At 34.7% G+C, this 14277-nt stretch carries 15 protein-coding genes; all 15 read right to left on the bottom strand.

Annotation, left to right across the window (positions count from 1 at the left end; translation table 11 throughout):
- Positions 1-312: 312 nt before the first annotated feature.
- The gene (locus EKM79_RS06455) at positions 313-1002 is read right to left on the bottom strand and encodes a 2,3-diphosphoglycerate-dependent phosphoglycerate mutase (protein WP_125567074.1); all 690 of its coding nucleotides are present in this window, start codon (positions 1000-1002) and stop codon (positions 313-315) included.
- A 98-nt stretch (positions 1003-1100) separates the two neighbouring features.
- On the bottom strand, positions 1101-2600 hold the full coding sequence (locus EKM79_RS06450) for a hypothetical protein (RefSeq protein ID WP_125567072.1): 1500 nt from the start codon (positions 2598-2600) through the stop codon (positions 1101-1103).
- 56 nt (positions 2601-2656) lie between these two features.
- Complete coding sequence (locus tag EKM79_RS06445; protein ID WP_125567070.1) at positions 2657-3661, bottom strand: AI-2E family transporter; 1005 nt, start codon at positions 3659-3661, stop codon at positions 2657-2659.
- Between the two features lie 58 nt (positions 3662-3719).
- Positions 3720-4520, bottom strand: a complete 801-nt coding sequence (locus tag EKM79_RS06440; protein ID WP_125567068.1) for a YdcF family protein — start codon at positions 4518-4520, stop codon at positions 3720-3722.
- Positions 4521-4550: 30 nt separating this feature from the next.
- Positions 4551-5966 carry a hypothetical protein gene (locus EKM79_RS06435; RefSeq protein WP_125567066.1) on the bottom strand — a complete coding sequence of 472 codons (1416 nt, stop codon included), beginning with the start codon at positions 5964-5966 and terminating at the stop codon, positions 4551-4553.
- Between the two features lie 124 nt (positions 5967-6090).
- Positions 6091-7041, bottom strand: a complete 951-nt coding sequence (locus EKM79_RS06430; protein WP_125567064.1) for a peptidoglycan recognition protein family protein — start codon at positions 7039-7041, stop codon at positions 6091-6093.
- A 104-nt stretch (positions 7042-7145) separates the two neighbouring features.
- Positions 7146-7637 carry a sigma-70 family RNA polymerase sigma factor gene (locus tag EKM79_RS06425; protein WP_125567062.1) on the bottom strand — a complete coding sequence of 164 codons (492 nt, stop codon included), beginning with the start codon at positions 7635-7637 and terminating at the stop codon, positions 7146-7148.
- A gap of 170 nt (positions 7638-7807) precedes the next feature.
- A complete protein-coding gene (locus tag EKM79_RS06420; protein ID WP_125567060.1) occupies positions 7808-8578 on the bottom strand; it encodes a hypothetical protein in 771 nt (256 codons plus the stop codon).
- A gap of 75 nt (positions 8579-8653) precedes the next feature.
- Positions 8654-10396: a glycoside hydrolase family 73 protein gene (locus EKM79_RS06415; RefSeq protein ID WP_125567058.1), complete on the bottom strand. Its 1743-nt coding sequence runs from the start codon at positions 10394-10396 to the stop codon at positions 8654-8656.
- Between the two features lie 255 nt (positions 10397-10651).
- Positions 10652-11122, bottom strand: a complete 471-nt coding sequence (locus tag EKM79_RS06410) for a Panacea domain-containing protein (RefSeq protein ID WP_125567056.1) — start codon at positions 11120-11122, stop codon at positions 10652-10654.
- 47 nt (positions 11123-11169) lie between these two features.
- The gene (locus tag EKM79_RS06405) at positions 11170-11409 is read right to left on the bottom strand and encodes a hypothetical protein (protein ID WP_025025129.1); all 240 of its coding nucleotides are present in this window, start codon (positions 11407-11409) and stop codon (positions 11170-11172) included.
- Between the two features lie 52 nt (positions 11410-11461).
- Entirely contained in the window at positions 11462-12115 is a 654-nt protein-coding gene (locus EKM79_RS06400; RefSeq protein WP_125567054.1) for a hypothetical protein, read from the bottom strand.
- Entirely contained in the window at positions 12090-12605 is a 516-nt protein-coding gene (locus tag EKM79_RS06395; protein WP_246005643.1) for a Panacea domain-containing protein, read from the bottom strand. The genes EKM79_RS06400 and EKM79_RS06395 overlap by 26 nt, the downstream gene beginning before the upstream one ends.
- Positions 12606-12860: 255 nt before the next feature.
- Positions 12861-13061, bottom strand: coding sequence for a hypothetical protein (locus tag EKM79_RS06390; protein WP_125567050.1), 201 nt, complete (start codon positions 13059-13061; stop codon positions 12861-12863).
- A 174-nt stretch (positions 13062-13235) separates the two neighbouring features.
- The gene (locus EKM79_RS06385; RefSeq protein ID WP_125567048.1) at positions 13236-14264 is read right to left on the bottom strand and encodes an acyltransferase; all 1029 of its coding nucleotides are present in this window, start codon (positions 14262-14264) and stop codon (positions 13236-13238) included.
- Between the last annotated feature and the right edge of the window lie 13 nt (positions 14265-14277).

Raw genomic sequence — 14277 nt, 5'->3', positions numbered from 1 at the left:
AAAACATCCTCTCGCTCTGTTTATTTTGGTTGGTAGCCGATAAACAGTATACCGAAAGGGTGTTTTTTTAGCTAAAGCCTTTACTAACCCCCACAAGTAAAACTTGTGGTTTATTTATCACAATAATATGAAAAAAATACAACTAGACACAAAATGTGTTTAGTTGTATTTTTTAAATCTATAAAGGAATACGGTCGCCTGAGGCGACCCCATAAATAATTCTAAATGGCGTAGCCATTAAGAAAGCAAAGGTATACGGTCGCCTGAGGCGACCCCATAAATAATTCTAAATGGCGTAGCCATTAAGAATTATTAATTAAGTTTCTTCTTACTTACAACTTGTAACTTGTCATCCAAGTCATAAACAACTGGTTCACCAGTAGCCATTTCAACGTCCATGATGTCAGCATCACTGATGTTTTCAATGTACTTAGTCAAAGCACGTAGTGAGTTACCATGGGCAGCGATGATTACGTTCTTGCCATCTAATAGCTTAGGAGCAATTTCATCTTCCCAGAATGGAATTACACGTTCCAAAGTAACTTTAAGGTTTTCACCACCAGGAATAATTCTTGGGTCCAAGTTAGCGTAACGACGGTCATTAGCTGCTGAACCTTCGTCTGTAGCTTTCAATAATGGTGGCAAAGTATCATATGAACGTCTCCAGATATGAACTTGTTCATCACCGTATTTTTCAGCTGTTTCTTTCTTGTTCAATCCTTGCAAAGCACCATAGTGACGTTCGTTAAGTCTCCATGTCTTTGTTTCAGGAATCCATAATTGGTCGCAGCCTTCAAGAGCGTAGTGCAATGTCTTGATAGCACGTGTCAATACAGATGTATATGCTTGGTCGAATTCGATTCCAGCTTCTTTAAGAAGTTTACCAGCATTTTGTGCTTGTTTAACTCCTTCTTCACTAAGGTCAACGTCAACCCAGCCAGTAAATTGGTTTGATAAATTCCATTCACTTTGTCCGTGACGAATGAAAACTAATTTTGACATTTAAAAATCCTCTTTTCATTTCTTATACAACATTACATTTTACACGAAAACAGCAATAAAAAAAAGCCAGTTTCATGTAAACTGACTCATTAAATACATTATTGTTTGTATACGGGTGTTTCCACATCACTAAGTGTAGAAATATCCATCTTGATCTTAGAATTCTTGTTCAAGTAACTATTAACCTTATCTGTACCTGCAAAGACTGCTGTGACTTGATCCTTACCACTTAATAGATCAGTTATAACCTTAGCATTTTGACTTTGTGTCATGATCACTGGTATCACTTCGAAACCATTATCACGAAGTGACAATAATTTCTTGTAATATACAGAATCAATAGATACAAATATCGTTGCATTAACTTGACGTAATGCTTGGTTTTTCAACCACCAAACAATCAAGTCTTCATCAGTATCAAATGTACTGATAAGTACGTTGCCTTGTGTAAATAATTGAATATACGGATCATCATTGGTATAGCTCTTAATTAGGACTAATGTTCCATCTTGGCGATAGAAGTTTTCACGAATAACCTTATTAGGATCATGGTGATTATAGAATTGTGTTGCGGAGATAACACCGTTAGCATCGAAGATATCACGACTCAACAACTTTCCATTGCTGTAATGGCGAATAACTTGTAATTGTTGGTTAGCTGTACGCGATACTTCCATAACCAAATTATCGTCAGCATCCAAAATCTTATCAGTCTTGTCACTGATATGTTGAATACGATATGATTCTTCGAACGGAATCTCAGCAGGTGTAGCCGCCATGTTCATTGAGCGTCCCTGCAAGTCATTGTACATGTTTAATAGATATGAGTTAGGGTCAACCCAACCAGCATTTTGATAGTTCATCCAAGTTTGGTTAACTTGATCATCATAAGCAACTGAAATAGCGTTAGCCATCAAATTATGACCGGCTAATGTACCAGTAACTTGTTGCCACATCTTACTTACTTCATTTTCAGGATTGGCGTCTAATTGATCGGTAAAGATGAAATAATTGCGGTTTGGATCAAGATAGATTTCGTTAGCCATCTCATCAGTGTCGAACCATTTTCTCAACAATGTATTGATCTTAGTAATACGTTCAGCAGCATTATCACGCACTTCTGTCTGATCACTACCAACACTACGCAATACATGGTTACAGTATCCACGATCTGCCAACAATTCATGACGCAATTGGCTCTTCAAGTTTTCACCTTGAGCTAGAGTATCTTGTAAATAATCCTCAGTATACTTCCAGTCTTGAGCATCTTCAGCTTCAGGAACCGGTTGCTCTTCATAATAATTACCATTTACTTCTGGTGAATTACTTTGAAGTGGACCTTGTCCTTGATCTTGAACGTTACTGAAATCTTGATATTGTTGATCCATCATTTGTTGGAAATTTTGTTGGTTATTATATGGATCTTGTTGTTGATCCATCTGTGGTTGTTGTGATTGTTGAGGCTGTTGTTGATTAGGATTTTGACCTTGATTGAAATCAAAATTCATTTGAGGTTGATTTGAGGACTCATTTTGATAATCGCCTGCATAATCATTTGAATAATCATTGTCCTTCTTTTTTCTATCAAAAAATGACATACACCTATTCTCCCATCTACTCAGTTATCCCTATTATATATGACTGTAATACTTTTTTATCGTAATTTCTTCAATTTTATTTTCTTTTTTGGTTCATTTTTTTGAATAGAATGAACTCCTAAAATATCTAAGAAGAAAACAAAGATTGGAATACCGATAATTAATCCCCAAGTACCGATCAATTCCTCTGATACGATTAGAATTACAAATGTGAAGAAGATTGGTAAGTGTGTCATGCTCGACATAAATTGTGGATTAAGGAAATATGTTTCAATCATATGAATAACAATTATCATAATTATAATATAAATTACATATTTAATTCCACCAACAGAATAAGCAATAAAGCCTAATGGTATTAATGAAATAATAACACCAGCTACTGGAATCAACGAAAGTATGAAAACCATAACCGCTAATGCAATAACACTTGGCATTTTCATTACCAATAAAGTTATCGTTGTCAAAGCTGTATTAACGACCGCAATCATTAATTGAGCTTCGATTACAACTCCAAATGTATTAACGAACTTCTGACCGTAATAGCGCAAGTCGTCGAATAACCATCCGTACTTACTATCTAAGAATTGTCGACCAAAGCCATTCATCTGTTCAACTTGACTAGTATAGAAAAAGCTCAATAAGAACGACAAGAAGAGATTCAATCCCATTGCTCCAATACTCGACAAGTAATTAACAGCTTGTGTAATTGCTGTCTTGATTTGAGCATCAAGATTGATCTGTTGTAAATAATCATAGACAACATTTAAATACACATTCGACCTCATCTCATCACTTTGATAGAACTTCTGTAATGATGTGAACATCTTGGCAGTCTGACTAATTATTTGTGGCACATAGTTTGCGACCGCAAAGACTATTCCAGCAATTATCAATAGATAAACAGGCACAATTACCCCAACCGGCCTAACACGTGGAAATTTTTTCTGAACCGCCCTTACTAACTGAACCGACAAAAATGTAAAAGTAAACGTCAGTAAAAACAAGCTCATCATACTACGAAACAAATAAAATAAACCCATTACTACAATTAGTAACATAAACCTTCGTAGCCGTTTATTGGCTACAAAATTATCGTATGAAATAACACGACACTCCCTACTGTAAAGCACTTAATAACAAAACTATGATGACAAAAATAACCGACATAACGGTGTACCTATAATACCAAACTATTGCCGTAAACTCACGGAACATTGCTGGCCAACGCAAAATTGGCAAAGTCCTTGCTGGCAAATAACTGACTGTAATTCCCAAACTTCTTAAATAACGCAATGTTCTGGGAATATGAAACTCACTAGTAACTATCGTTACTCTGGGACTAGATGAATCATGCCAATTTTTCTTCAACAAGATCGAAGAATACTCCAAGTTCTGCATAGTATTCAATGACTTATTCTCCAAGATAATCTTTGAAGCTGGTATTCCCTTATTGACCAAATAATCTCTCATTAAACTGGCCTCAGTTATTGGCAATTTGGAACTGTGACCGCCACTAACAATAATTATCGGTCGATTATTCAAGCGATGAAACGCCTCAACTGTAGCATCGAGTCTATCTTGCATAACTGGTGGAACTCGCTTGGTTATAAAGCTAGTGCCCAAAACCAATAAATAATCGGCATCTTCAAATTTAGCTTTTTTTAAGAAGTAATAAACATAAAACATATATCCTAACAAAACCATCAAGAACACTAAGTCCACTGCAAATAAAACAATCACATAGTATTGAATAATTGCTGGTGCCTTGCATCTTAAAATATGAACAAAAAACAAAACTAATAAGATGAATAACGCTACTGTCGTCACAACTGGATGTCGGCTGAACATGTAACGCGTCCGGAAAATCAAGAATAGTTCAATTACTCCGGCAGCAATTGCCAAAAGAACATATCCCATATGAATCCCTCCAGTAAATCTTCTAAGGAATTAGTCTAATGTAAATTTTAAAGCTGGAACTTTTAACTTAACATTATTAACCAAGGTCCAAGTCACGGTCGTTGAATCTTTATCTGGTTGTTTTAACAAGAACAAACGATTATTTAACATACCATAAATCAAGAACTTACCTTGATTAGTGGTAATTGTCGGTCCATTTTCTTTGTACACCGCTGGTGTTACCAAGAATAGATATTGCATCAAGGGCTGTTTATTGCCATCAATATCTACACCTTGATAATCGGTCGGTACTTGATCAATTCCGTATTTGCCACCAAAGTTTACTGCAATATCCCCTAACTTCTTATCATTATTATCAGAAATTGCTGCAGCTAACTGCATGAAGTCTGCATTTGATTGTACCGGATTAGCTAGATGATCCTTATGGACCTTGTATGTCTGCGTAATTGCATTATTCAGACTAACTTGTGGTGTATCAGATTTGGTCAAATAATTACCGTTTGACACCTTTTGGCCAGATTGCTTACGAACTGAAAAATCTGATGAGAATAAATATATTTGTCCACTATCAATTTCAATTCTTGTTCTGGCACGTTTTATTTGGTTTCCAGTACTCTTAGAATTTACTTTTAAATTAACGCTTTTTGGTAACAAATTGTCTTGATTCTGACCATGGAAATAATACGTGATCGTTAAGAAGTTCATTGGTACTAAGTAGACCTTGCCGTACATACTCTGAACTTGACCTGATTCAATGGTTGTAGCCATTACCACCTTACTATCAGTCGTATCAGTATTAGGTTGTGCAGCATGCTCTGTAAGAGTCATCTGATAAGTACCATTATTATTAACAGTCAAATTACCATCCGTACGACGATAATCTATAATAGTAGAAAAATTAAAATTACCCGCTAAATCCTGATTCTTAAGCGGTGTAGTCCCTGAATTAACATTGATAATATGATCGGGCATTGAACTGTATGCAATTGACTGCGACTTCTTCTTAGTTGGCGTATTGGCAGCCTTTTTGTCGACCTTAGTTATATACCCAAACTTATAAGTCTGTCCCTGATATTGGACATAGTAACCCTTCATATGTCTTCCATAAACATTATCCTTATATGGTTTAAGCAGCTTAAAGGCAACCTTCTCACTAGAATTGATCACAATCGTCTTGCCATCACGATCAAGTTCATAGCTAGGATTAGTATTATTATTATTCATTCGATTAATTCCAACACTATCTCCTAATGAAAGAATATCCTTAACTTCAGCCTTGTTATTCTTCAAGAACTTAATCGAAATAACGTTCGACTCTCCCTGATCTTGAAACATATACCAAGTCTTAGTAGTATCCACAACTTGAGCATTTTCCTTTTTACTACAACCCGACAGTAGAACAAAGAGGAACAATATACCCAATATTGCAAAAAGTCTTTTTCTCATCAACGCATTCTCCTACAATTTCAATCTCCTGTTTACGTATAATTATACAACGAGCTGTTATTCTTTAGGACTTAAACTATCAAAAAAGAACCCGCATTCCTGCGAGTCCTTGAATGTATCAAGATTAAATAACGTATTGTGTTGATACCCATTCGTTTGTAGCAACACGACGGTATGTAACACCATTAGATTCTCTTGTCTTATCTGTATACCATGGTGTCTTATTCATTAATGCACGGTTAGTTATATTCTTAACTGAACCATCATCTTGGAAGGCAACGATAGGAACATAATCACCATTAGCGTTATTAACATTAATAGTATTGCTATCTGTAACACCAGTATCAGTATCTGGGTTAGTAGAATTGCCTCCACCATTAGTTACTGAACCATTGTTCTTAAGATTGTTGTAGTATTGACCAATCAATTCATAGAATTGATCCATACTGTAACCCCATGATGAGAAATATCCAACTGGATCAGTATGGTTAGTGTCACCATAACGTTGTGAAACATCATTGTGTGACAATACTGTTGTACCAGGTGTAAATGGTAAGTTGTATTGAATCAACTTGCTAGCAATATAATAAGCATCATTAGAGATTGAACGAGCAAATGCATCTGTACTATTTACTTCACACAATTCGATTTGGATGTATTTACCGTTGGCAGTTGGACCAGCACCCCATACACCGTAATCAGTATTGTGAATATTAATAATTTCGTTATTATCAACAAAAGCATGAACGTATGAATACATATTTTGCCATTCACGGTTAAAATATGTTACTTCGTTTCTAGCAGTGGCACCTGGAGTAGCAGTCTCATGAACTACAACACCTTCCGGCTTACCAACCCCGTTGTCGTAACCGAACCAGTTGCTAAAAGTACCTTCTTCATATTGGATAGATACTGGTTGAATATTATTATTTGCAATATAATCGTTGATTGCTGAAGCAGCTTGAACATTTTGAATTCCTACATTAGGAACTACATTTTGAACAGTCACATATCCGGCGCCAGCCAAAGTAGCGGCAGTTGCTAGACTGACCATAAATTTCTTATTTGATACCATAATAGATAATTCCTTCCCACTGTTAATTTTCTTAACTCCTAAATTATAACAAGATTTTCCATAAATTAATTGAAAGTAACATATCTGTAATCAGATAGTAACCTTTATGCCGTTATGTGAGCACGCAATTTTACCAAAAGCCTATTCCGATGGTACCTGAGGTTACGAGTACTACATTCATAACGCCGTGCTAATATTACTAAGCTCTTATTGTAAATGAAATGTTCTTGCAATATTTGGATTTCTAATGCCGTTAAATCCTTTAAATTCAAGCTATCCAACAAATTATTAGTTTCCTGACTAATTGTCGAAAAATCAAATTCTTCTAACGAATGAATCTCAGAATATTTCATTTCTTGTCGTAATAAATCCGTCATTCTCCATCGTAATTTTTGATAAATATAGCTATTAAATTTATCTTCATCGTTATGCTCAGACATAAATTGTTCAAAAGTCAGTGCATAAATGATAATGGCTTCTTGAAAATAATCTTCATATTCTGCTCTACTGGAATAGACATGCAGTTCCTTCAAAACACCATGGATCAATCGTTGATTTTGGATAGCATGATTAAAACCTTCTTCTACTAAATTCAATTGTGAACCTTTATTCTGCAATACTCATAAGCGCTTATGGCATGTATAAAGATAAACTATTGAATTTTATTTGTTTAGTTGCTGGTTTGATCGTAGAAGTGCTGATATAACAGCATTCCATTTTTACTACAAACTAAAAACGCCCTACCAATGGTAGGACGTGATGGTTATTAGTAAAGTTTCATCAATCGATATATTTTTTGATGATAGATTTCTTTGGTAATATCTGATTCTATTTCACCTTTAGTTATAGCCTCCAGCAAAAATTGCTCGAACCTATCAACACTCAAATCTACATCGGTCAAATTCACAGGTATTTCTTTGTGGAACAAACAGTGACAATGAGCATATTTGTCAGACAAGCCAACATACTTCGGGGGTATCATCTTCATACCACCTTTGGATAATATTACATCCAACGTCTTTACCTGATGTTCACTTAAGAAGCAAGTATCATGAACACGGTCTTGCAGATTACCCCTTGGAAAATCCAGTTGGATTATTAATCCGTTGTCTGTTTCAAACCTAGCATGATCTCCACGTTGCTTTGCATCGTTCAACCAATGTAACGCGATCCAGTCGGTACAGGTTCTACTTCCTCCTCGCATTGGCATGTACGAACAATAGCCAAAGACCATTGGAATATTTTGTTTCAATTCAAAATAATTCATCAATGCCTTGGATAATAAGAAACCAATCTTATTGAACTTATAGAACTCATTCATAAGTTGTTTAGTAGTTCGCTCGACAAAGAATATGCCGTACTTGTCGTGAATCACAATGGTATTACCATTTATCATTCGAGGCATATTGCGAATATCAAGTAGTGCCACGATCTCATTATCAACCGTGAAGTCATTCTTACTAAATAACTGATTAATACCTTTATTTAGCAAATATTCAGATGTGATAATCACACCTTTGTAGTTATCTAATGTCACATTATTTACTCCCTCTGGGTAAATGGTCAAACCGTATAGCACTTCAGGGTACAAAAAAAGACGCATATGCGTCCTTTAATTTGCGGTAAATATGCAATACTTGCCATTCACCCAACCAGAAGATACTCTATACCATGTCTGTCCGTCAACTATTTGCTTCGAAGTAACTTGCCATGTTGTACCGTCGGCCAAACGAGTTCCTGTAAAGCGATTGTTAGCAGCAGGACTATTGTACACATTGACACCATAACCTGGAATATAGTTGATCTTGACTGAACCTTCAACGGTCTTAACGTAATTAGATCCTCTAACTTGAACATCATTAGCATTGACCCATTGGCCAGTTGCCACACGATACCACACAGAACCATCTGAATGTGTGGACTTCTTATCGATCTTCCAGTCAGTATTATTCAGTAAACTTACTGCTAGAGCAGTATGCTTGTCATTGTAGACCTTAGCACTTGGAGTTGCCGTTACATGGATAATGTCTGGATACGAAACAATTTGATCTTGTTTGTATTCTTCGTCATCCTTAGCAGACTTCAAGGTTACATCATCTTCTGATAAGTAAGAATTAGTTCCCACAAAGTAGAACTTCTTACCATGACTATCTAAAACATACTTAGTAGTGATCCACTCTGATTGATATGGTAATACACGATTGGTTACGGCATTACTATTAGCTTCACTGTATACTTTAGCACCAACGCCTTTAATAACTATTGCTGTATCCGAAATAGACACAGGTGGCTGTGTTGGTGTTGTTTCTTCAGACTTCAACTTAACATCTTCAGCCTTAACATATTCATTTGAAGAAACCTTGTAATAAGTCTGACCATCGTCAGTGACGACCTTAGCTGTGACTACCCAAGGGGTTTGATATCCGAGAGCACGATTGGCAGGTCGGTCTGGGTCAGCATATAAGTAGAGCATTGCACTCTTTGAATTGGTTACTGTAGCAACGTCATTCATCTTAGTTACAGTACCTTTAACTTGTTGGCTCGTATTATCACCCGAATTATTATTTGATCCGCTATCAGTGGAAGCTTCTCCATCATATTGAGTCAAATTATATTGTTCAATAACTCCATTTAGGGTTTGAGCGTAAATTGGACTCGTGGCATATTTGCCTTGCAGAGCAGCCGTGGCATCACGATAAGATGAGGCATTCTCTCTCCACGCTCCACTGTAGTAGCTGGTATTCCATGATACACCATTACGTAGCTTATCTCCATTATCTGCGAAAGATTCATAATAACTTGGATATTTTCTGAAATTAGCATAGATTACATAGTAACCTTTATCGGCACTCCATTCCTTAGTTGGATAGTTAATGTAGGCTCCATTGTATTCGCCCTTCATTCCAAATAAGTTATGTGCTTGTGTGGCTAGGTCAGATTGACCCCAACCACTTTCAATGATTGATTGAGCAAGCATAACAGAAGCAAACAATCCATATTTAGAAGCCGCCTTTTGTGCCATTGGTACTGCCTCATTCAAAAATGCTTGTTGGGCAGTAACACTGGCTGTGGTAGTAGCCTGTGTCAAAGCAGTGGCAGCACTTCTAGACATAACACTGGACTTCGATGAGTCAATCGCATCAGCAGTTGATTCATTGATTGGAGCGCCATCATTATCCATGACACTAGCTACAGTCGAATCTTTTGCGGTAGATACTTGATCAGTTTGATCTTGATTATCATTATTGTCGTCATTATCAGTTACCGCAGCACGAACATGTGCATTGTTGGATGAAATACCTACCGCAGCCAAAACACTTGCCAGAGCGGTAGAAGCGACCCATTTTTTGTTCATAATCTTACTCCCCCTTGGTTCTACATCTACCACCCAGATTACTATGTATTGTCATTCTCTTCAATTAAATCTTAAGAAATCTAACGTTTTTTAACATTTAATTAAAAAAAGCAAACTCTTACGAGTTCACTTAGTTTTAGTTAATGCTTATACTGTTCAAATTTAGTGTCAATACTCAAAACAAAAAATGTTTTATCAAGTAACTTCCTACTTTTATTAATTGTCCACTATTAGGATTATCAGTATTAATTTTTATTATACTTCATCATTAACAACAATCTTTTTAAAATAGTTAATCATTTCCTCATCAGAAATAGGCTCACTTTGCTCCGTATTTTTCCAGGGACTTTCCTTATGCGTTTGCTTCATCAAATCAATTGCTGACTTATTGCCAAAAGTGTCATAAACAGTATTAAGAACATTGGACACTTTTTCAACACTGTTTAATTCCTTATAATCGTCTCTATCTGTATCAGATATCTCACCAACAATTTCCCTTTTACCAGCATATCTATCATGAACTTTAGAAACAGCAGGTCCATATTTCCATGCAATTATATCTTGTGGAAACATTCGTTTACCTAAATATATCAAACTAGTACCTTGTACATAATAAAGTAACTTCATTACTTTCATTTGAGTAAGCTCTTCAGCAAAATCATCAGTTCTTAATTCTGCAAAATTCTTTACACGCATCCAATTAACAACCTTCATCACATCGTACATAATTTTAAGTCCTCCATGCATGTATTTTGTTTATTCAAAGGTTTATTTTAATTATCCATTTGAATGAAGTCAACGTATTCAGCTTCAATCCATTCGCCATCTTGAGCAATGCGGTAGAACGACTTACCATCATCACCTGTTCCCTTAGCATCTGTGTACCAAGTTGATTCACCCTTAACAAACTTATCTTGAAGCATCTTGCGATCCATTTCATATGAATCGAATAAGAATACAACATAACGACTATTTTGATTTACTTTTACAATACCATTTACATTTTCAAGCATTGAAAATACCACCTTTTAGATATTCTAGTCTAATTATACCCTATTTTTGATTCTATACTAAAGCATCAAATGATTTAATCAATTTGGCATCAACTGAATCATGAAATTTATCATTTATCGAAGTAAAGCCATCTCTCATACTATTTTTTTGCGAATGGTAGTTTTTTTCATTACTAAAAATCAGATGATAAGGATCATAAAAAATAACGTATAAAATATTTCCTTCAATTTTGTCATAATTATATAATGTAAAAACTCTAAATCGTCCCTTGTGAAACAAAGGTATATTGGAATCAGATACAATAGGTGTCTCTCTGAAGCTATCTTCATATTCATCCAAAACACTCTTATTCAAATAATTGCTCAAAATCATTTGAATTCTATTCCTATTGTTTGAATTAATTCTAATATAAGTACTATTTTTTGAAATAATTTTAGGATTCTCAATTAAATACTCTAAACAATTCTTAGTTATATAATCATTTGAAGTTATATAATTTAAAAATTTAAAATCTTTTAGATCAATGGACTTTCCACAATTGCTCATAAAATAAACTTTTGCGTCCAAGTTTCTAACATTTAAATTAGAATTCAGATGATCTTTATTCATTATTAATTTAGGTGCTGAGCCAGCATGTATATTATTAGATACAACATTGTTCGTTACACCTATATCAACGTTAAATTTTAGCTTGTTGTTCGACATAATGTATATAATCCCTTTTTATATCATTATTATTCATAGACGTATGTAATTCATTATCGTTGTAAACACTCTTATAAGCCTTATCCTTATGTGATCTTTCTACTAGACCAAAATCATTAACATTATCCACTTGAGAAATTATATCATCCAAGAATAATTTTATTTCCTTATCTTGAGTTGTCTCAGGCACAAAAGACTCCGTAAAATTATTAATAACATCAGATTTATTCCAGCTATACACATCATTATCAACTGGTCCGTATTTCCATGCCTCAAAATTAGCTTTGAATAAATATAATGGATACGTGTCTTCCTCTTTAAACTCAGATTCAGTATCATAATCAATATTACCGTATGTTGCAGCATAGAATGCCCAAACAAAATAAAGTGTCTTTTGCAATTTTATTGGTGTGGGATTAGATAATGCCTTGTATATGTATGAAACCAATTCTTTTTTGTCATCAAAAAAATATTTTTTGGTTTTAGTCATCAACATAACCTCCTACTCACTCCTAACTATATTATCATCAATCAATTTTAATTAATATATATTTGTTATCTGCTAATCATAGCGTACATATGTTCGCTAATCAATGAATTAAAATAGATATAAAAAGATAGTTATTAGTAGCATAAATATGTAAATAAAAAGTGTTCAAGTCAATCGGCTTGAACACTCGTTATTTACTTAACACCCTTTAGTTTAACCTGATACTTCTTCAAACTAACTTTGCCCTTATAAAACTCAATCATCAATAACTTTGCCAATATTGCTTTTAGAAATACGAATTTCACCATAATCATTATTTCCGAACAATTGATCATCCAGTATTTCATGTCTAGAACCATCCGGAGAAACAAATGCTGATTTTTCATTTATTGATGAATCAGTTACCGGCAAACCATATTTTTCAGCAACTTTTAAGATTCGATTTTTATCATACATAAGTCTTCCTCCATATCAACATTATACTTGTCTTAATTTCAAAATATCAAAACTTATCAATTCATATCAAAAATATTCCTTTAAACTTTACTATAAAAAACTCCTTAGTTTGGTTTTGTATCCAAACTAAGGGGTTAACCTCATTAAAATAAAAGTCGAGAAGTTTCTTAAACACTACATCAAATACTTATTAACAATCGGAATCTTACTCATTATCCAAACCGATACAATGCAGATAACTATCGCAACTGGAAATACAAATACATACTTCATTGGATCAATAATACTCTGAACTAGAGCAATTACAATTCCATGAATAAGATAAATACCATAAGTCAATGGAGCAACCCACTCAACTACAACTTGTAACTTAACAGGATATTTACCCTCAAACTTCTTTAGGATCAAGAACAATGAACCCGCTAAGATAGGAAGTAATATTGCCGTCGGAAATCCAGCCAATGGCTTCTGTTCTAATGCATATCTGTGCACAATGTACATATTAATAATTGCTACTAACATACCGATACTGAAGATACTGGTATGTAACTTCAAGTTAATCTTTTCTTTATCTATATTCGACAATTTATAACCCAAGATAAAGTACCCACCCATATTACACAAGAACATAAACACTGAACTATACGCATTGAAGTACACGCCATATTCTGGTGGCAATGATGCTACAATTCCCGGTAGAAAAATATTAGTAATATACCAAAGAACTAGAATGTAATTAATCACTGACTTACTGGCACCATCGATGAATGCCTTAATTGCTGGTGAAAGTAAATAAAATCCAATCAACGGATATAAGAACCAAAATGCCATTATTACAGGTTGATTGAACATCATCGCAATTTTCTTGAGAATAAGATCTAGCTTGAATCCATCGCCGGTTATTTGGAAGGAAAATGCCGAAATAATTGACCATAATATAAATGGCACTACAATTCTAACTATTCTGTGCTTGAATAAATACTTCAAATCACGTGTCTTAGAACTGTTCAAGATAGTCACCCCACTGATCATATAGAACAATGGAACTGCAATCTCAGAAATGGTCTCTAGGATATTCGCCGGAGCCCACAATATAGAACCCTGTCCTGAAACTACCATATTACTGCAAGTGTGAATGAAAACCACAGCCAACATGGCTACGTCCCTTATCACATCCACATAAATAATCCTCTTACTTTTCATCCTACTAAATTCC

Source organism: Companilactobacillus insicii (assembly GCF_003946015.1).
GTDB classification, from domain to species: domain Bacteria; phylum Bacillota; class Bacilli; order Lactobacillales; family Lactobacillaceae; genus Companilactobacillus; species Companilactobacillus insicii.
Note: the sequence above shows the minus strand (reverse complement) of the source record. Positions and strands in the feature narration are given on the sequence as shown.

Bases quoted from the DNA above. Each gene is read 5' to 3' on its own strand.
- EKM79_RS06445 (WP_125567070.1), bottom strand. From the start codon at position 3,661: ATGTTACTAATTGTAGTAATGGGTTTATTTTATTTGTTTCGTAGTATG.
- EKM79_RS06415 (WP_125567058.1), bottom strand. From the start codon at position 10,396: ATGAACAAAAAATGGGTCGCTTCTACCGCTCTGGCAAGTGTTTTGGCT.
- EKM79_RS06410 (WP_125567056.1), bottom strand. From the start codon at position 11,122: ATGTACGATGTGATGAAGGTTGTTAATTGGATGCGTGTAAAGAATTTT.
- EKM79_RS06440 (WP_125567068.1), bottom strand. From the start codon at position 4,520: ATGGGATATGTTCTTTTGGCAATTGCTGCCGGAGTAATTGAACTATTC.
- EKM79_RS06450 (WP_125567072.1), bottom strand. From the start codon at position 2,600: ATGTCATTTTTTGATAGAAAAAAGAAGGACAATGATTATTCAAATGAT.
- EKM79_RS06455 (WP_125567074.1), bottom strand. From the start codon at position 1,002: ATGTCAAAATTAGTTTTCATTCGTCACGGACAAAGTGAATGGAATTTA.
- EKM79_RS06405 (WP_025025129.1), bottom strand. From the start codon at position 11,409: ATGCTTGAAAATGTAAATGGTATTGTAAAAGTAAATCAAAATAGTCGT.
- EKM79_RS06390 (WP_125567050.1), bottom strand. From the start codon at position 13,061: ATGTATGATAAAAATCGAATCTTAAAAGTTGCTGAAAAATATGGTTTG.
- EKM79_RS06400 (WP_125567054.1), bottom strand. From the start codon at position 12,115: ATGTCGAACAACAAGCTAAAATTTAACGTTGATATAGGTGTAACGAAC.
- EKM79_RS06430 (WP_125567064.1), bottom strand. From the start codon at position 7,041: ATGGTATCAAATAAGAAATTTATGGTCAGTCTAGCAACTGCCGCTACT.
- EKM79_RS06435 (WP_125567066.1), bottom strand. From the start codon at position 5,966: ATGAGAAAAAGACTTTTTGCAATATTGGGTATATTGTTCCTCTTTGTT.
- EKM79_RS06385 (WP_125567048.1), bottom strand. From the start codon at position 14,264: ATGAAAAGTAAGAGGATTATTTATGTGGATGTGATAAGGGACGTAGCC.
- EKM79_RS06395 (WP_246005643.1), bottom strand. From the start codon at position 12,605: ATGACTAAAACCAAAAAATATTTTTTTGATGACAAAAAAGAATTGGTT.